The following is a 17,512-nucleotide window of genomic DNA, read 5'->3' as shown; positions in this document are numbered from 1 at the left end:
AGATATTTGCTGCTCAGGCTAAGAGAATTCTTTTGCCTGAACAGCAATGGTGCCGTGATTATTTATACAGTTCTAGATTTTCTTTGGCGTAGGCTTCAAAGTCAGTGCAACCGCCAATATGTGTTTCATCAATGAAAATCTGGGGAACGGTCTCAACAGTTTTGCCTACCGTTTTTGACAAGTCTTCTTTGGTGATACCCTCTGCCAAGATATCTACATAGCGGTAATCAAAGTCTTCACGCTCTGTTTTTAATTTTTCAGCCAGTTCTTTTGCGCGGACACAGTATGGGCAACCAGGGCGACCAAAAATGACAGTGTACATATAAACTCCTTAAGTAGTAATGATCATGGGCTACATTGATATGTCATCTTGAGTTACTATGCCTGTAAGTGTCAGTAAAAAAAAGTAGGAATTTCCTTTCGATTTAATTAGTCCTGCCAATACAAGCGGTTCAGGCATGATTATCTGGTGAGGTATGGTCAAAATTTATCACCCGTATCAGATTTGGAAGGTGGTCAACAAATGAAGAAAAGTACATCAAAAGAGATGCGTTCGTTGGCTGATATGCCAAAGATGGTTATTTTATTGGAAATATTGGGTATCGGGTTATTAGCGTTAGTCTATTTATCGATAACTGATAGCCTAATTCTATCACCTTTATTAATGACGACAGAAGCACACGTTGCTATGATCTTATTGGGTATCGGCTGTTTGATTCCCGCAGCTATCCATATTATCTGGCGTGCGATCTATAATCTCTCTTTTTTAGGTATTGATCATAAGAAAGAGGGCAGCAATCATCGGGTTGTTTCTGATGGAGAAAAAATAAAATAGGTTAACGATTTCATGTTGCTATCCTAATAGAGTGTTTTCTGAAGGTAGCAGGTGTCACTTTTAGTCATATGAGGTTGATTCAATGGATTCTATGGTTACCCCAAATTTAGCAACATTACGTAATTGGCTTGATAAGCTGAAAATTTCTTATTTTGAAAATGAAGCAAGCCAGGTATTGCATTTGCCTCATATGCAGAACATTGAAGGCCTGTTTGATGCCAAGATTGATCTGCTGGGGGATGTTGTCTTTTTCTCCGCTTTGGCAGAAGTCCGGCCAACAGCGATCATTCCATTGGTTGCGAATCTTAGCCAGATTAATGCCAGTTCTCTGACTGTGAAGGCATTCCTTGATATTCAGGATGAAAATTTGCCAAAACTTATTGTTTGTCAGTCATTTCCTATTGCAGCCGGTATGACGTTCCAGCAATTCTCTCATTTTCTGAAACTCGGTGAGGAGCAAATTGCCAATGTGATCTTTGAAGTTCACAGTAACAATTTCCTTTATGTCACGAGTGATATGGAAAGTGAAATGGAAGTAGAAGATGAAGAAGATGAAGCACAGGCTTCGACAGAAACATCAACGTTTACCTTGCACTAATATTTTTTTAAGTGGTTTTTTACAATGCAGTGTGCGCAGTATACCGCGGGGCATTGTCACTCCTGCCAGTGGCTTGATAAGTCCTATTTAAATCAGTTATCAGAGAAACAAGAACATTTACAACAGCTTTTACGAGATACTTCGAACACGCGCTGGCAACCTCCTGTTGCCAGCCAGCTTAGTGGGTTTCGTAATAAAGCTAAAATGGTCGTGAGTGGCAGTGTTGAGCGCCCGCTACTCGGAATGCTGCATAGGGATGGCAGAACAGTCGATCTTTGTGATTGTCCTTTATATCCGCAACACTTTCAGCCAGTCTTTGACGTAATAAAAATATTTATCGCAAAAGCGGGGTTAGTCCCATACAACGTTGCACGTAAAAAAGGTGAACTGAAATACATTCTGTTGACCGAAAGCCGGGCTGATAAAGAGATGATGCTGAGGTTTGTGTTACGTTCAGAAACAAAACTGGAACAGTTACAACGATCCTTATCCTGGTTACAGGAACAGTTACCACAGCTGACGGTAATTTCTGCGAATATCCAACCGACACATATGGCGATCCTTGAAGGTGAAAAAGAGATTATTTTCACTGAAAAGAAAATGTTACAGGAAAATTTCAATAATATTCCGTTGTATATTCGGCCCCGGAGTTTCTTCCAGACGAATCCGGCTATTGCTTCACAGTTATATATGACAGCGGGGCAGTGGGTCAGGGAACTAAATATAGGTAGTATGTGGGATCTGTTTTGTGGCGCGGGAGGTTTTGGCCTGCATTGTGCAGATAAAGAAACCAAGCTGACAGGCATTGAAATCAGTGAGGAAGCTATTGCCTGTGCCAGAAATTCAGCTGACAGCCTCGGGCTCAAACATGTTGAGTTTCAGGCTCTGGATTCTACGCATTTCGCTCTTGAAAAATCGCAAATTCCGGAGTTGGTATTAGTTAACCCGCCTCGAAGAGGAATTGGCAAAGAACTTTGCCAGTATCTTAACCGAATGGCACCTGAGTATATTCTTTACTCAAGTTGTAATGCGGAAACGATGGCAAAAGATATCACCATGCTCGAACGATACCGAATAGAAAAAGTGCAGTTATTCGATATGTTTCCACACACTGAACATTACGAAACGCTGACTCTGTTGGTTCTGAATAATGGTTAGCCCGCAATGAAGAATAGCTTCCATTGTTGGTAATCAGCAATGGAAGCAAAGATACATCATAAAATAATGCTTGGTTGTTTAGTTACGTTGCTCAAATGATAGTGTGCGCCGTTCAAAAGTACGCATCAGCAATGTTAAAAGACCATTTATGCAGAGGTAAATGATACCGGCTGCAACAAAAACGGTTGCATCATAACTGCGGCCAAATTGTAGCTGGCTGTATCCCATAATATCCAACAGAGTGATTGTACTGGCCAGTGACGTGCTTTTGAAAATTAACACAACTTCGTTTGAGTAGGATGAGAGCGCTCTTTTGAAGGCATACGGTAGTAATATGCGCATAGAATGTGCCTGTGACATACCAAGTGCATAACAGGATTGCCATTGTCCTTCCGGGATTGCTTTAACTGCCCCATAAAAAAGTTGAGTGGAATATGCTGCGCTATTTAGCGCCAGCGTTACCATCGCGCAGAGCCACGGCTCGGACATTAACTGCCATAACCACGGGTATGCTTTTATGGCTGGAAATTGCCCGGGACCATAGTAAATCAAAAAAAATTGTACGAGTAAGGGAGTGCCGGTGAATAGTGTTATATAGCCTTTCACCAATTGCGAGAGCACCGGCAGTTTCATTGTCAGAATGACAGTCAGGATGACTGATAGCATAAACGCCACCAGCAATGCTGTGAAAGTAAGACTCAGGCTGGTGTGTAGGCCCGGTAAGATATCCTTTATATACTCAAGCATCAGAAGCACTCCGTTCAAAATGAGTTGCACGTACTTCAAGTCGTTTAAGGATAAATTGGCTCACCAGTGTGATAACTAAATAGATGATTGCGGCAACCATGTACCAGGTGAATGGCTCTTGTGTACGAGTGGCGATACTTTTTGTTTGTAACATCAAATCATTAACGCTTATTAATGAGACCAGAGCTGTGTCCTTTAATAAAACTAACCATTGATTACCTAATCCGGGTAAAGCATGACGCCACATTTGAGGCATAACCAGCCGGAAAAAGATGCGGCTTTGGCTTAATCCCAGTGCCTGACCCGCTTCTCTTTGCCCGATAGGAATAGCCTTTAATGCCCCTCTTATCGTCTGGGATGCATAGGCAGAATAAAGGAGGGAAAGCGCAATGACACCGCACAGGAAAGGGCTGACGTCAAAATTATCAATTTCTATCTGTATTCTGAACTGCCAGACTACAAGATTGATATCAAAACCTTCAGATAAAATGATAAGAAGCTGTGAACTCCCGAAGTAGATAAAAAGGACCACCAGAATTTCAGGTAATCCCCGGATCAGGGTAACCCAGCAGGAACCTAAAAGTGCAAAGGTTTTCCAGCGGGAAGATTCCCAGCCAGCAAAAATCATTGCCAGAATCAAACCGGCTATAAGAGAGGAAACAGCAAGGCCGACGGTGATACCGGCGGCACTAATTAAAGATTGAAATTCATTCATTGGAGTTCAATTAATTATTTTTGTCAAACCATTTTTCGTAGATGGTGTCATAAGTGCCATCCTGTTTGATTTCTGCCAGAGCCTTATTCAGCTTATTTAATAAGTCTGTATTGCCCTTACGAACAGCGATGCCTAAACCTGTGCCAAAGTAATCTTTATCAGTGACTTTCTCACCAATGGTACCTAGCTCTTTATTCTTTTTCAGCCATTCATTGACAACAGCAGTGTCACCAAATATTGCATCAACACGGCCATTTTTCAGATCGAGAATTGCATTCTGGTAGCTATCATATGGCACTGTTTGTAGCTCTTTATGCTGTTCCATCAGGTATTTTTGATGTGTCGTGCCATTCTGAGTACCTACTAATTTGCCTTTTAATTCATCAATTTTGGAAAACTTGCCTTTGACAGTCACAAAATTGGCAGAGTTATCATAATAAGTATCAGTAAAATCAACCTGTTTTTTTCTGTCAGGCGTAATATCGATACCTGCCATTAACACATCAACGCGACGGAATTTCAGGCTGGGAATAAGACTGTCGAAGGCCTGATTAGTGAAACTACATTCGGCATTAAGTTTCTTACACATTGCATCTGCCAGATCGACATCGAACCCCTGAATTTTGTTGTCAGCACCAACGAATTCAAATGGAGGGTAAGTTGCTTCAGTCGCGAAACGCAGAGTTTCTTTCTCCGCTGCGGTTGCTGATAGGGTGATAGTAGTTAATAAAGCTGCAAGCAAGAATTTTTTCATAGCCATGTCCTGTAACTGATGATCATGTGATTGATGGTTATTTTTCTGAAATTATCTGTATGGCTGGCTCAGTATGCCAAACTTAGTGTGACAAATAATGAGCAAAAGCTTCGGTTTGAGGCTTTAAAAAATGACTTGCATCACCTTTTTCTATAATTCGTCCTTTTTCCATGTAGATAACCTGGCTAGCCGTTTTACGGGCAAGTTCCACTTCATGTGTCACAATAATTTGGGTAATTCCTGTTTCTGCCAGTTCTTTTATGATGTCAACGACCTGAGATGTGATTTCGGGATCAAGTGCAGCTGTTGGTTCATCAAATAACAGAACCTGAGGTTCCATCATTAGCGCACGTGCAATAGCGACTCGTTGTTGTTGCCCCCCTGACAAGTGCAGCGGAAAGCGATTAGCAAACTCTTCAAGACGAAGACGGGAAAGTAACCTGGCCGCTTTTTCCGTGGATTTCTGTTTGGATAACCTCTGCACCCGATAGGGAGCTTCAGTCAGGTTATCCATTACGGTTAAATGTGGCCATAAGTTATATTGCTGAAAAACCATCCCTACATTCTGCCGCAGGGCACGGATTTCTTTTGCATTAGGAGGTTGTTTAAAATCAAACTGATGCTTTGCTACACTTAACTGGCCGGAACGAGGCATCTCGAGTAAATTCAGGACTCGCAGTAAGGAGCTTTTGCCTGCACCACTAGGCCCAAGCAGAACGACGGTTTCCCCTGATCCACATTCAAAATTGATATCAAACAGAGCCTGATTAGTTCCATAGAAACAATTGATATTTTTTAATTGAATTTTCATGCGAAAACTATGAATAGTTAATTAGTTGATGGGATATTAATCCCAAAAGAATAACTATGCAATAATGTGCGCGTAAAATCGTTATTTTAGTCAGTTTTATGGGTTTTATAATCAGGCTTTGTTCTTTTTTTACCTTTTGTTAGGTACTGTTTTTAGCGTAAATATTAGATTATTAAATAACGTTATGCATTTATTTATATAAATCTATCGGGTAAAAAATGCGATAAATATAGGCGTCATCAGGCTTAAAATGAAACCGTGAACGATGGCTGCGGGTACAATACTTATACCCCCACAACGTTGTAATATGGGTAATGTGAAATCGATTGATGCAGCGCCGGTTAAACCTAGTGCAGTTGAGCGATAGCGATTAATTAGCATGGGAAGAAGCATAATAGATGCCAGTTCACGAGCTAGATCATTAAAAAAAGCTGTACTGCCAAATACTGGCCCGTAGGCATCAGAAATTAAAATACCGGAAAGAGAATACCAGCCATATCCAGATGCAATAGCCAAGCCAGTCTTGGTTGGTAATCCAAGCAAAAATGCTGCTATAACGCCACCAATAAGTGAACTGATAGCGACAATAATAGCAACAATAGCTCCACGGCGATTCATGAATGTTTGCTTTAGGCTCAAGCCGTTATTACGTAGTTGGATACCAACAAAAAACAGTAAGAAAATTAAGGTGATTTTACTGGCGTTGCTGGCAAAATTAAACCATGGCCATTCAGTCAGGCCGAGCAAAAAACCGAATATCAGTGCACCACATAATTTGATGGAGTCAAGTGCCATATGTAGGCGGGAAGGGGGACTTTCCTGTTTATGTCCTGTAATAATCCACGGTTCTTTTTTATCCAGAAAAAAAAGGGCAAGCCAGTTAGTTGCAAATATACACAGAAAAAATGTCATCGCATACAGTAGGATAGAAAGCAAATTACTACCCAGATTATCCAGCATTGCAAGACTGATACCCATAAGCAGGAGAATGAGATAAACCATGACATTGAGCAATTGGTGAACTCTGGTAAGTATCGTTTTGTTATTTAGGCGAATCAGATAACCCAGGCTCAATGGAAGGAGGATAATTAGTAATCCTGAAAACATGTCACATATCCTTATAATAAACGTCTTTTAATCTGGCTTTATAATCTTGTTTTTCAAGTTGCTTTTTTGTTGCAGGGCATACTTCGAAATCCATTGGTATATCTTTGACTGGTCATAAAAACTAAAAAAGCTGTAACAACAAATAATTCACACTACTATAACATGTCGAGGAAAGGGAAACCTACTGAAATTCAGCTTATTCTTGCTATCCTGTCATTTTGAATTCACAAAAAAATTAAGCAAATTCAAAGCAAAACAGCGTAATATCTTTTTGTATGGTATGGAAAATGGCTGTCTTAGAGATATGCATCAGTTATGACTGATATTTGATGATAAAACTCTCCTGATTTTTACATCTGTTTCATTTAAATCCAATTGATTTACATCTCACTCAATTATATTTATTGTGACTAAACATGAGTAGGTTCTTAGGGGAGGGAGACAGTGAGGTTATCCGCTGAATAACACGCCACAAACAAAGGGGGAATTTACCTGTGGCGTGTGAATTACGAAACTATTGGTTACTCTTTTTTAATTTTGAGCCATCTTCCAAAGGAACAATAACACAGGCATGATTTCCTTTAGGGCCTTGATTAACGCTGAAATTCACTTTTTGCCCGGCTTTCAGCGTCCTATAACCATCCATCTGAATGGTTGAATAGTGAGCAAATATATCTTCACCGCCACTTGCCGGGCAAATAAATCCAAAGCCCTTCGCATTATTGAACCATTTAACTGTACCTGTTTCCATACTTCTCTATCCCTCGTATTATGATTTCGGGTTTAGGAATCACTAAAAATTTCAGGATCATGAACAGTCGTCCAGCTAGGAATGGTGTTCATAAAATACACTGTAGTGAAATTCATTTTATCGTCAAGTGCAGAAGTTATGACAGGTTGTCTCAAATCGCCAAAGTTTGATATAGATAACGTTATCAGACTTTTAGGTGGAATACTGGCTCTGATCGTCTACGGGAATAAGCAGAGTGCTTTATGTAGTGATAAAATATATAGAGGTAGAACGAATTAGTTCATACTAAAATCCGATAGAAAGATAATACTCAGTGGAAAGACAATGAGTCAGTTTTATAACAGCTTGAATTTTGAAGAATTTATAGAAGACAAAGCAAAGCAAGCGCTACAGCCGCCATCTATGTACAAGATAATTTTGAATAACGATGACTATACCCCCATGGAGTTTGTGGTTGACGTATTACAAAAGTTCTTTTCTTATGATATTGAACGAGCAACGCAACTAATGCTGGATGTCCATTACCAAGGGAAGGCAATTTGCGGTATTTATACAGCAGAGGTCGCAGAAACTAAAGCTGCGCAAGTGAACATGTATGCTAAGGAGCACGAGCATCCGTTACTTTGCACGCTGGAAAAAGTCTGATCTGGCTTATTGATTTTGGAGGAGGTGCTTATGCTCAATCAAGAATTGGAGCTGAGTCTCAACATTGCTTTTGCCAAAGCAAGGGATAACAGACATGAATTTATGACTGTCGAGCACCTGCTACTGGCGTTGTTAAGTAACACATCAGCGCGAGAAGCACTGGAGGCTTGTAAGGTCGAGCTGGCAGTTTTACGCCAGGAACTGGAAAATTTTATTACTCAAACAACCCCTTTATTACCAGAGAATGATGATCGGGATACCCAGCCAACATTGAGCTTTCAGCGAGTGTTGCAACGAGCGGTGTTTCATGTTCAATCTTCAGGCCGCTCAGAAGTTTCCGGGGCGAATGTACTGGTTGCAATTTTTAGCGAACAAGAATCTCAGGCGGCTTACTTACTGCGCAAGCATGACGTCAGTCGGCTGGATGTTGTGAATTTTATATCTCACGGAACACGTAAAGATGAGCTCGATAATGAGAGTCATCATAATGTTAGTCCAGTTCAGGAAGAACAAGCGATAGGTGAGGATAGATTGGAAAATTTCACTACAAATCTGAATCAATCTGCACAAAAAGGGCAAATTGATCCGCTGGTTGGTCGTCAGCATGAATTGGAAAGAACAATTCAGGTGTTGTGTCGCCGGCGCAAAAATAACCCATTGCTTGTTGGGGAATCCGGAGTTGGTAAAACTGCGATTGCTGAAGGGCTTGCCTGGCGCATCGTGCAAAAAGATGTTCCGGCAGTGATGAAGGATTGCACGATTTACTCTCTGGATATCGGTTCATTGTTGGCAGGAACTAAATATCGAGGTGATTTTGAGAAGCGCTTCAAAACTTTGTTAAAAACCCTGGAACAGGACAGTAAAAGTATTCTCTTTATTGACGAAATCCATACCATTATCGGTGCTGGTGCCGCTTCGGGTGGTCAGGTGGATGCAGCCAATCTGATTAAACCTCTTTTATCCAGTGGCCGTATTCGCGTGATTGGTTCGACAACCTATCAGGAATTCAGCAATATTTTTGAAAAAGACCGCGCTCTGGCCCGTCGGTTTCAGAAGATCGATATTCTGGAGCCTTCTTCCGAAGAAACGGTACAGATCATTAATGGGTTACGTGCTAAGTATGAAGCGCATCACGATGTTCGCTACACAGCAAAAGCTATTCGGGCTGCTGTCGAGTTGTCGGTGAAATATATCACCGATCGCCATTTGCCGGATAAAGCTATTGATGTGATTGATGAAGCCGGTGCGCGTACAAGGTTGGTTCCAATCAGCCGTCGTAGAAAAACCATTAATGTTGCAGATATTGAATCAGTCGTTGCCCGTATTGCCCGTATTCCGGAGAAAACAGTTTCAGCCAGTGATAAAGATGTCTTGAGAACACTGGATGATCGTTTGAAAATGCTGGTGTTTGGTCAGGACAAAGCGATTGGTGTATTAACCGAAGCCATCAAAATGAGCCGTGCCGGGCTGAGACAGGAGCACAAACCTGTTGGTTCTTTCCTGTTTGCCGGGCCTACAGGTGTTGGTAAAACAGAAGTTACAGTACAGTTGGCGAAGGTCCTCAATATCAAATTATTAAGATTTGATATGTCTGAATATATGGAGCGTCATACTGTCAGTCGCTTGATAGGTGCTCCGCCAGGTTATGTTGGTTATGATCAGGGTGGTTTATTGACAGATGCTATTATTAAGCACCCTCATTCTGTGTTGTTGCTTGATGAGATTGAAAAGGCCCATCCGGATGTATTCAATATCCTGCTGCAGGTGATGGACAACGGAACGTTGACTGATAACAATGGTCGGAAGGCAGATTTCCGCAATGTTATTCTGGTGATGACAACCAATGCGGGAGTACGTGAGATACAGCGTAAATCTATTGGGTTCACGGAACAGGATAATAGCATTGATGGGATGGCTGAGCTCAAACGAACCTTTACCCCCGAATTTCGCAATCGTCTTGATAGTATTATCTGGTTTGACTCACTTTCTGCGGAAGTTATTCAACAGGTGGTTGATAAATTCATTGTTGAATTGCAGGCTCAACTGGATGAAAAAGGTGTGTCTCTGGAAATCAGCACGGATGCCCGTCAGTGGTTATGTGATAAAGGGTACGATAAAGCGATGGGTGCCCGTCCGATGGCCCGTGTGATTCAGGATAGCCTGAAAAAACCATTAGCTAACGAGTTATTGTTTGGCTCTTTAGTACATGGAGGTTCAGTCAGAATTAGTCTTGATAAAGATAAAAATGCACTGAAATACGATTTCAAAAGCGTACAAAAATCAAACAAGAAAAAATCAGAAGATGCCGTACTATAATCAGTACGGTATATGCAAAACTAGCAATTAAGTTAAGAGCAACACCACAGGCGAATGTTGAAAGTACATAACCTGTGGTGTGTAAGAAGGTATCGGAATCAGCGGCTACGGAAGATGATACGGCCTTTGCTCAGGTCATATGGAGTTAGTTCAACTGTAACCTTGTCTCCAGTCAGGATGCGGATATAGTTTTTACGCATTTTGCCTGAAATGTGAGCAGTAACGACGTGTCCGTTCTCTAATTCGACACGAAACATGGTGTTTGGCAGTGTGTCTAACACAGTACCTTGCATTTCAATATTGTCTTCTTTGGCCATCTAATCCTCTAAATGTAACAACCATAGTTTTTAACCGGCAAGATAATGCCGAAAAACCCTCATTATGTAAAGGAATGTCGTATTTTACACCATTATTTTCCTCATAATGGTATTGACACTCCCACCGTGAACAGCATAAACCACCAAGTATTGACTATAACTCCAGCGCTTGCGCATCCCAACAACCAGCTTGCAATGATTGTTTTTGGTACTGGTCAAGATGCCGGAGAAACTCTTTCCTTGGAATATTTTTGGCGCCCAGTGATTCTGTATGGTGGTTTAGCACCTGGCAATCAAACAGTTGGCCGCCATGACGCAAAAAATGGTGATAGAATGCCACAAAAGCACACTTGGATGCATTCTCCATTTTGCTAAACATCGATTCGCCGCAAAATAGTGTTCCTATATTAACACCATATAACCCACCGACGAGCTGTTGTTTATGCCAAACTTCAACTGAGTGAGCTAAACCTTCCTGATGCAGGGTTTGGTAACCCAATTGAATGTCAGAACCGATCCATGTGCCTTCTTGTCTCTGGGCACAACCATAGACCACCTGTTCAAAAGCATAGTTTACCGTAATTTGGTAAGGATGTTTGCGAATAAAACGTCGCAAAGTTCGGCCGGTATGTAATTCTCCAGGGATCAGGACAGCCCTGGGGTCGGGAGACCACCACAAAGGAAGTTCATTCGGTGAAAACCACGGAAAAATGCCTTTGCGATATGCGGTCTTTAATCGTTCTGCACTTAGATCACCCCCAAATGCTAACAGGCCATTTGGTTCTGCCAGCGCAGTATCTGGATGGGGAAATTCATATGAGTTATCCAATTGAGCTATCAACATAAAACTTATTACTCCTGATCAGGATAGCTCTGTCGTTGATAGAATTGGTAGTAGCGTCCTTGTTGGGACAATAACACATCGTGTTGTCCTTGCTCAATGATACGTCCCCCATCCATCACACAGATCCGATCCATGTGTTGTAAGCCTGTTAACCGATGGGTAATTACAATAAGTGTTTTATCCTGACAATTATGGCGTAATAGTGCCAGGATTTGTTGTTCAGTATCTGCATCAAGTCCTTCTGTTGGTTCATCCAGAAGCATGAGTGGTGAGTTATGTAGTAATGCTCTGGCAATACCCAAGCGGCGTTGTTCACCACCTGAAAGCTGACGTCCGCCTTCGCCCATCCAACAGTTTAGCTTTTCATTGTTTTCTAGCAAGTTTCCTAAGCCAACCTGTTGCAATACCGTTTCTAATTCTTCATCTGTGGCACCCGGTTTTGCCATTAACAGATTTTCCCGCAGAGTATGGCTGAATACATGTATCCGTTGAGGAACGACTGATATCATTGATCTCAGTGTGGCTTCATCATAGAGAGAAATGGGCTGCTGGTTGAGTAGAATTTCTCCGTTATCAACATTCCACGCCCGGGTTAATAATTGCAAAAGAGTCGATTTACCGCAGCCAGTTTTACCTAATAAGGCGATATGTTCACCTGCCTGAAGAGACAGTGAAACATTCTGCAATACAGGTATAGGCTGGTTAGGGTAAGTGAATTCTATGTTTTTTATCTCAAGGCTGAGATTGCCTGTACTTTTTGGCCCGTGAGCAGGAAAGGTGACTTCTGCTTTCTGATGCATTAGCTGAGAAACGCGGGTTGCTGACGAGATCACCTGCCCCATGTGCTGGAATGCAACAGTGACTGGCCCCAGAGATTCAAATGCTGAAAGAGCACAGAATGTAAACAGGGCAATTAATGCACCGGGTTGACTATTTCCGCCTACATCTCCTGCTGCCAGCCACAATATTAATGTTACCGTCATACCAGTAGCAAAAATCATGATGGCCTGAGAAAGCCCTGTCAGGTTGGCTTGCTGTTGCTGGCTTTTTAGCCATTGATATTCAACTTCGGACATTGCCTGGCGGAAACGTTTAAGGGCACCGAAAACGGTTAATTCTGCCTGACCCTGTAATGTACTGGTGAGTAAAGTTCGATACTGCCCACGTAATACTGTGATATTCCTGCCATAAGGTTTACCTGCGTGATAAAACACAAAAGGTAAGATCAGTAATAATCCCAGCATAATACCGCCGAGAGTATAGGCGAGAGTCCAGTCAAGAAAGCCTAGACCTAATGTCAGAACTACAATCACAGCGAGTGCAGCAAGCAATGGAGACAGGACACGAAGATAGAGGTGATCTAATGTTTCTACATCAGCTACAATCCTGTTTAATAGCTCCCCCTGACGAAAACGGGCAATCCCTCCCGGCGAAAGTGGCAGGATCTTCTGAAAGGTAAATACCCGCAGATGGGCCAATACCCGAAATGTAGCATCATGGCTAACCAGTCGTTCTCCATAACGTCCGGCAGTGCGAAAAATTGCGGCGCCCCGGACACCTGCGGCAGGCAGCATGTAATTAAAGGTATATTTTCCGGCAAAGCCCGCCACAGCCGTACCGGCCAAAAACCAGCCAGACAGTGTAAGCAAGCCAATACTGGCTAACAGAGTTAGTGTTGCCAGAACCATCCCTAAACTGATGAGAAACCAGTGGCGGCGATATAGTGCGAGAAATGGAAGTAATATACGCATGATTAAAGCTCCATAATGCGATGAGACAACAGGCGGGAAAATGCGCCTTGAGATTGTCTCAGGCTTTCATAGTTGCCTTTTTCGATAATAAGTCCACTTTCCATCACCCAGATTTGATCATATTCCGGCGTTTCTTCCAGTAAGTGTGTAACCAACAGCGTGGTTTGCTGACTGGATGCCTGATTCAAGGCTGTCATTACCCGTTGCTCACTGTGAGCATCGAGACTGGCGGCGGGCTCGTCCAGCAGCAGAAGCTGGCAGGGATGCAATAAAGCCCTGGCGACAGCAATACGCTGTGCCTGCCCAACAGATAGCCGTGCTGCATTATCACCAATAACGGTGTTTATGCCATCGGGCAGTTCAGAGACAAACTCCGTAACATAGGTTTGTTGCATGACACTCTGAATTTGTTCCTGTGTCGCATCAAACTGACCAAGACAGATATTATCAAGTATGGTCTGTTCTGGCAGGTGAGGGTTTTGCCCAACCCAGCTTAATTGTTCACGCCATTTGTCGAGATCAAGTTCATTGAGTTCACTTCCATTGATTTTTAGTGAGCCGCGATAAGGAAGAAAACCGAGTAAGACATTTATAAGAGAACTTTTTCCCGCACCGCTTTTACCCACTAATGCAATACGCTGATGCTGCTCAATCGTAAAGTTCAAAGGGCCAGCAAGACGATGACCATCGTGCGACAAAATTTCCAGCTCATTTGCTTCAATACTGACAGCATTTTTATCTGACAGGATTTTTTTACCGCCGTATGAGGCATGTTCCTCATCGCTGGTTAACAGCGTGAAAAGTGATTCCGCCGCACCGATAGCCTGAGCTTTAGCATGGTAGAAAGTACCCAGATCACGTAGCGGCTGAAAAAATTCCGGAGCCAGGATAAGCGCCAGAAAACCGGCAAATAGTGTGATACCAAGGCCATAACTGCCAAAATGCAATTCTCCCAGATAAGAAAAACCAAAATAGACAGCGACAACGGCAATAGAAACAGCAGCAAAAAACTCTAGTACTGCAGAAGATAAAAACGCCATGCGCAGCACTTCCATCGTTCTGAGGCGGAAATCTTCAGTTGATTCGGTAATTTGCTTAACTTCAGCTTTTCCCCGATGGAATAAGCGCAATGTTTCGAGACCACGCAAACGATCAAGAAAATTACCGCTTAACCGGCTGAGTGCAATAAAATTGCGTCGATTCGCATCTGCTGCTCCTAATCCGACTAATGCCATAAAAAGCGGAATCAAAGGTGCTGTTACCAATAAAATAACACCGGCAGCCCAATTGATTGGAAAAACTGTCATCAGAATAAGCACTGGAATAGTGGCTGCGAGGGTCATTTGAGGTAAATAGCGGGAATAAAAATCCTGCATATCCTCGATCTGTTCCAGAATAATAGTTGCCCAGCTGCCAGCAGGTTTACCTTTTACCCAGACAGGCCCTAATTGGGTCAGCTTATCCAAAACCATACGGCGGATTTGCTGACGTACAACCTTGCCACAGATAAAGCCGATACGCTCCCGAATAGCACTGACAACCGCTCGCAGGGTAAAAGAAGCCAGTAGCATTGCAAATTGGCTGATGAGATTTTCACGGGGAACATGATCCATGACAAGCGCCTGAAGAATGGAAGCGAGCAGCCAGGCTTGAGAGATAATCAGTAGGCCACTAATCAGGCCCAATAGCATGGATAGACGAAGCCATCGACGAGCTGGGGTACTTTGTTGTTTCAGCCATCGAACCAGTTCAGATTGTCTTGTTTTGTCCATAAGAAAAATTTCAGATTAACAGATGATACAAAGTATCAAAACAAGCTGGTAACCACCTTGCCAGCTTCCGCGCACTATTTTATTTACAACACCATGCTATCTACAACACTATGCTATCTACAAAATGTTACTTACAAAAAATGCGCCCTGTTAAAAAGCGCTACCGGAATAGCGCTTTTAAGGGAGATAATTTTATTTGGTTGCCAGCCCGTCCAGAAAACGTTCAGCATCCAGTGCTGCCATACAGCCAGTACCGGCAGACGTAATCGCCTGACGATAAACATGGTCCATTACATCACCAGCGGCAAAAATACCCGGAATGGAAGTCTGAGTGGCATTTCCATGCAAACCTGACTGGACTTTGATATAACCGTTTTCCAGTTCAAGCTGCCCTGCAAAAATATCGGTATTCGGGCTGTGGCCGATAGCAATGAAAACACCGGCAACATCCAACTCTTCGGTGTTATCGCTCTTAGTATCGCGGATACGAACACCTGTTACGCCCATCTCATCACCCAAAACTTCGTCTAGAGTGCGGTCTGTATGCAGAATAATATTGCCGTTTTTAACTTTATCCATCAAACGGTCAATCAGGATCTTCTCTGAGCGGAAAGTATCACGACGGTGTATCAGGTGAACTTCAGATGCAATGTTTGCCAGATACAATGCTTCTTCAACAGCGGTATTACCACCACCGACAACTGCAACTTTTTGTTTACGGTAGAAGAAACCATCACAGGTTGCACAGGCAGAAACACCACGCCCCTTGAATTCTTCCTCGGAAGGTAAGCCTAAATAGCGAGCCGAAGCACCAGTTGCGATGATCAGAGCATCACAGCTATATTCTTGATCATCACCATACAGATGGAATGGTTTTTTTGAGAAATCAACTTTCCTAATGTGGTCGGAAACAATTTCTGTCTGAAACTTTTCAGCGTGCTGGAACATACGCTCCATCAAGCCAGGGCCTGTCAGCCCTTCAGGGTCACCGGGCCAGTTTTCAACTTCAGTCGTGGTGGTTAATTGGCCGCCTTTCTCAACCCCTGTAATGAGTACGGGACTTAGATTAGCACGGGCTGCATAAACAGCAGCAGTATAACCAGCAGGACCTGAGCCAAGAATGATGAGCTTACTGTGTTTGGCTGTACTCATGAATACCTCATTTCCATTATCACATATCGTGGATTTAGGGATTGTAGGAGAAATGATAAGTTAAAAAAAGCGATTATCAGATAAAATATTCATGTTATTAACGATTTTACCGATAGATAGTAACTATGATGTAATGGGAATGTAAGGAGTAAGTGCTTAACATTTTGAATTGAACATCATTTATGCGTTTTAGTCATGAAACGAGCGACTAAGGCGATTTACCGAAAATTTGTTTGGTATGTTGTTCTGATTTTTGTTCATTTACTTTGACAATCGGCTATGCATTTGCGAAAACATCTGTGTAAGAGATAATTATCTACCTCGCTAATCAATTGTTTCTATAGAATAGACAATTCTGAGGGGATGATTTTCTCATAGAATATTAAAAATTGCCGATAAGCTGCTTTCTGGGAAACCCAATGTTTTGGGAAAATCGTGTTTTGGGAAATTACATTCTGGAAGACGGTGTTCTAGTAAGTCGTATTTTGGTTAATCGAGTTCTGGGAAATTGTGTTCTGGAAGATTACGTGCAGGCCCCAAACCTTGGTTACAGATTGAGCTTTAGCCTTTGAAGACATCTTTTCCAGCTCAACTGCTTAAAAGAGATAGGGAAAATGTTATGGGTGTAGGAATATAAAGAGAGAGCAATAAGATGATAGATAATAAGAAGCGTCCAGGAAAAGATCTTGATCGCATAGACCGTAATATCCTTAATGAATTGCAGAAAGACGGCCGTATTTCTAATGTGGAATTATCCAAACGAGTAGGGTTATCACCAACTCCTTGTCTGGAGCGTGTACGTCGTTTAGAGCGTCAGGGTTTTATTTCTGGTTATACGGCGTTGTTGAATCCTCACTACCTGGATGCATCATTGCTGGTATTCGTTGAAATCACCCTGAATCGCGGAGCAGCAGATGTTTTTGAGCAGTTCAATACTGCCGTACAAAAACTTGAAGAAATTCAAGAGTGTCATTTAGTTTCTGGAGATTTTGACTACTTACTGAAAACACGTGTACCAGATATGTCTGCGTACCGTAAATTGCTGGGTGAAACCCTGCTACGCCTTCCGGGTGTTAACGATACTCGTACTTATGTAGTTATGGAAGAAGTGAAACAGAGTAACCGTCTGGTAATTAAGACTCGTTAAGCTTTTGTCTACAATGTACAGTGCATAGATGCAAAACAGGAAAAAGTTAGGTACACTCCTGTTTATGCATACAGTTTCAACGCTGAGCTGCC

At 42.4% G+C, this 17,512-nt stretch carries 18 protein-coding genes; 6 read left to right on the top strand and 12 right to left on the bottom strand.

Features of this window, described 5'->3' with window-relative positions; translation table 11 throughout:
• Positions 1–58 precede the first annotated feature (58 nt).
• Positions 59–322, bottom strand: a complete 264-nt coding sequence (locus Xsto_RS02860) for a GrxA family glutaredoxin (protein WP_086953673.1) — start codon at positions 320–322, stop codon at positions 59–61.
• Positions 323–523: 201 nt separating this feature from the next.
• Here Xsto_RS02860 and Xsto_RS02855 point away from each other — a divergent pair, with 201 nt between their 5' ends.
• From Xsto_RS02855 to rlmC, 3 genes are all read left to right on the top strand, one after another.
• Positions 524–835 carry a YbjC family protein gene (locus Xsto_RS02855; RefSeq protein WP_099110671.1) on the top strand — a complete coding sequence of 104 codons (312 nt, stop codon included), beginning with the start codon at positions 524–526 and terminating at the stop codon, positions 833–835.
• Positions 836–917: 82 nt separating this feature from the next.
• A complete protein-coding gene (locus tag Xsto_RS02850; RefSeq protein WP_099110672.1) occupies positions 918–1,433 on the top strand; it encodes a type III secretion system chaperone family protein in 516 nt (171 codons plus the stop codon).
• Between the two features lie 24 nt (positions 1,434–1,457).
• The gene (gene rlmC / locus Xsto_RS02845; protein ID WP_099124041.1) at positions 1,458–2,591 is read left to right on the top strand and encodes a 23S rRNA (uracil(747)-C(5))-methyltransferase RlmC; all 1,134 of its coding nucleotides are present in this window, start codon (positions 1,458–1,460) and stop codon (positions 2,589–2,591) included.
• Positions 2,592–2,669: 78 nt separating this feature from the next.
• On the opposite strand, the gene artM is transcribed toward rlmC, so the two are convergent.
• The 6 genes from artM to cspD all read right to left on the bottom strand — a co-directional run bounded on the left by artM (position 2,670) and on the right by cspD (position 7,476).
• Positions 2,670–3,338 (bottom strand): arginine ABC transporter permease ArtM, encoded by a 669-nt coding sequence (gene artM / locus Xsto_RS02840; RefSeq protein ID WP_099124040.1) that lies wholly within the window; start codon positions 3,336–3,338, stop codon positions 2,670–2,672.
• Positions 3,331–4,053: an arginine ABC transporter permease ArtQ gene (gene artQ, locus Xsto_RS02835; RefSeq protein ID WP_099124039.1), complete on the bottom strand. Its 723-nt coding sequence runs from the start codon at positions 4,051–4,053 to the stop codon at positions 3,331–3,333. The genes artM and artQ overlap by 8 nt, the downstream gene beginning before the upstream one ends.
• A 10-nt stretch (positions 4,054–4,063) precedes the next feature.
• Entirely contained in the window at positions 4,064–4,807 is a 744-nt protein-coding gene (gene artJ / locus Xsto_RS02830; protein ID WP_099124038.1) for an arginine ABC transporter substrate-binding protein, read from the bottom strand.
• Between the two features lie 82 nt (positions 4,808–4,889).
• Positions 4,890–5,618: an arginine ABC transporter ATP-binding protein ArtP gene (gene artP / locus Xsto_RS02825; RefSeq protein ID WP_099124037.1), complete on the bottom strand. Its 729-nt coding sequence runs from the start codon at positions 5,616–5,618 to the stop codon at positions 4,890–4,892.
• A gap of 204 nt (positions 5,619–5,822) precedes the next feature.
• Entirely contained in the window at positions 5,823–6,725 is a 903-nt protein-coding gene (locus tag Xsto_RS02820; RefSeq protein WP_099124036.1) for a LysO family transporter, read from the bottom strand.
• 514 nt (positions 6,726–7,239) lie between these two features.
• On the bottom strand, positions 7,240–7,476 hold the full coding sequence (gene cspD, locus Xsto_RS02815) for a cold shock-like protein CspD (RefSeq protein ID WP_099110679.1): 237 nt from the start codon (positions 7,474–7,476) through the stop codon (positions 7,240–7,242).
• Positions 7,477–7,800: 324 nt separating this feature from the next.
• Here cspD and clpS point away from each other — a divergent pair, with 324 nt between their 5' ends.
• Entirely contained in the window at positions 7,801–8,121 is a 321-nt protein-coding gene (gene clpS / locus Xsto_RS02805) for an ATP-dependent Clp protease adapter ClpS (protein WP_099110681.1), read from the top strand.
• A 30-nt stretch (positions 8,122–8,151) separates the two neighbouring features.
• Positions 8,152–10,437, top strand: coding sequence for an ATP-dependent Clp protease ATP-binding subunit ClpA (clpA, locus tag Xsto_RS02800; protein ID WP_099124035.1), 2,286 nt, complete (start codon positions 8,152–8,154; stop codon positions 10,435–10,437).
• Positions 10,438–10,535: 98 nt separating this feature from the next.
• Here the strand turns inward: clpA and infA are convergent, their stop codons facing one another.
• The 5 genes from infA to trxB form a co-directional block, all read right to left on the bottom strand.
• Entirely contained in the window at positions 10,536–10,754 is a 219-nt protein-coding gene (gene infA / locus Xsto_RS02795; protein ID WP_004244560.1) for a translation initiation factor IF-1, read from the bottom strand.
• 154 nt (positions 10,755–10,908) lie between these two features.
• On the bottom strand, positions 10,909–11,598 hold the full coding sequence (gene aat / locus Xsto_RS02790; RefSeq protein ID WP_099110683.1) for a leucyl/phenylalanyl-tRNA--protein transferase: 690 nt from the start codon (positions 11,596–11,598) through the stop codon (positions 10,909–10,911).
• A gap of 8 nt (positions 11,599–11,606) precedes the next feature.
• Positions 11,607–13,349 (bottom strand): heme ABC transporter ATP-binding protein/permease CydC, encoded by a 1,743-nt coding sequence (gene cydC, locus Xsto_RS02785; protein ID WP_099124034.1) that lies wholly within the window; start codon positions 13,347–13,349, stop codon positions 11,607–11,609.
• A gap of 2 nt (positions 13,350–13,351) precedes the next feature.
• On the bottom strand, positions 13,352–15,121 hold the full coding sequence (gene cydD, locus Xsto_RS02780) for a heme ABC transporter permease/ATP-binding protein CydD (RefSeq protein ID WP_099124033.1): 1,770 nt from the start codon (positions 15,119–15,121) through the stop codon (positions 13,352–13,354).
• A gap of 192 nt (positions 15,122–15,313) precedes the next feature.
• The gene (trxB, locus tag Xsto_RS02775; RefSeq protein ID WP_099124032.1) at positions 15,314–16,273 is read right to left on the bottom strand and encodes a thioredoxin-disulfide reductase; all 960 of its coding nucleotides are present in this window, start codon (positions 16,271–16,273) and stop codon (positions 15,314–15,316) included.
• 652 nt (positions 16,274–16,925) lie between these two features.
• Here trxB and lrp point away from each other — a divergent pair.
• On the top strand, positions 16,926–17,420 hold the full coding sequence (gene lrp, locus Xsto_RS02770) for a leucine-responsive transcriptional regulator Lrp (protein WP_004256338.1): 495 nt from the start codon (positions 16,926–16,928) through the stop codon (positions 17,418–17,420).
• The last annotated feature ends 92 nt before the right edge of the window (positions 17,421–17,512 follow it).

It is taken from the genome of Xenorhabdus stockiae (assembly GCF_002632825.1).
Taxonomy (GTDB): domain Bacteria; phylum Pseudomonadota; class Gammaproteobacteria; order Enterobacterales; family Enterobacteriaceae; genus Xenorhabdus; species Xenorhabdus stockiae.
Note: the sequence above shows the minus strand (reverse complement) of the source record. Positions and strands in the feature narration are given on the sequence as shown.

Coding starts and splice junctions, on each gene's coding strand:
- Xsto_RS02860 (WP_086953673.1), bottom strand. CDS start 322: ATGTACACTGTCATTTTTGGTCGCCCTGGTTGCCCATACTGTGTCCGC.
- Xsto_RS02855 (WP_099110671.1), top strand. CDS start 524: ATGAAGAAAAGTACATCAAAAGAGATGCGTTCGTTGGCTGATATGCCA.
- Xsto_RS02850 (WP_099110672.1), top strand. CDS start 918: ATGGATTCTATGGTTACCCCAAATTTAGCAACATTACGTAATTGGCTT.
- rlmC (WP_099124041.1), top strand. CDS start 1,458: ATGCAGTGTGCGCAGTATACCGCGGGGCATTGTCACTCCTGCCAGTGG.
- artM (WP_099124040.1), bottom strand. CDS start 3,338: ATGCTTGAGTATATAAAGGATATCTTACCGGGCCTACACACCAGCCTG.
- artQ (WP_099124039.1), bottom strand. CDS start 4,053: ATGAATGAATTTCAATCTTTAATTAGTGCCGCCGGTATCACCGTCGGC.
- artJ (WP_099124038.1), bottom strand. CDS start 4,807: ATGAAAAAATTCTTGCTTGCAGCTTTATTAACTACTATCACCCTATCA.
- artP (WP_099124037.1), bottom strand. CDS start 5,618: ATGAAAATTCAATTAAAAAATATCAATTGTTTCTATGGAACTAATCAG.
- Xsto_RS02820 (WP_099124036.1), bottom strand. CDS start 6,725: ATGTTTTCAGGATTACTAATTATCCTCCTTCCATTGAGCCTGGGTTAT.
- cspD (WP_099110679.1), bottom strand. CDS start 7,476: ATGGAAACAGGTACAGTTAAATGGTTCAATAATGCGAAGGGCTTTGGA.
- clpS (WP_099110681.1), top strand. CDS start 7,801: ATGAGTCAGTTTTATAACAGCTTGAATTTTGAAGAATTTATAGAAGAC.
- clpA (WP_099124035.1), top strand. CDS start 8,152: ATGCTCAATCAAGAATTGGAGCTGAGTCTCAACATTGCTTTTGCCAAA.
- infA (WP_004244560.1), bottom strand. CDS start 10,754: ATGGCCAAAGAAGACAATATTGAAATGCAAGGTACTGTGTTAGACACA.
- aat (WP_099110683.1), bottom strand. CDS start 11,598: ATGTTGATAGCTCAATTGGATAACTCATATGAATTTCCCCATCCAGAT.
- cydC (WP_099124034.1), bottom strand. CDS start 13,349: ATGCGTATATTACTTCCATTTCTCGCACTATATCGCCGCCACTGGTTT.
- cydD (WP_099124033.1), bottom strand. CDS start 15,121: ATGGACAAAACAAGACAATCTGAACTGGTTCGATGGCTGAAACAACAA.
- trxB (WP_099124032.1), bottom strand. CDS start 16,273: ATGAGTACAGCCAAACACAGTAAGCTCATCATTCTTGGCTCAGGTCCT.
- lrp (WP_004256338.1), top strand. CDS start 16,926: ATGATAGATAATAAGAAGCGTCCAGGAAAAGATCTTGATCGCATAGAC.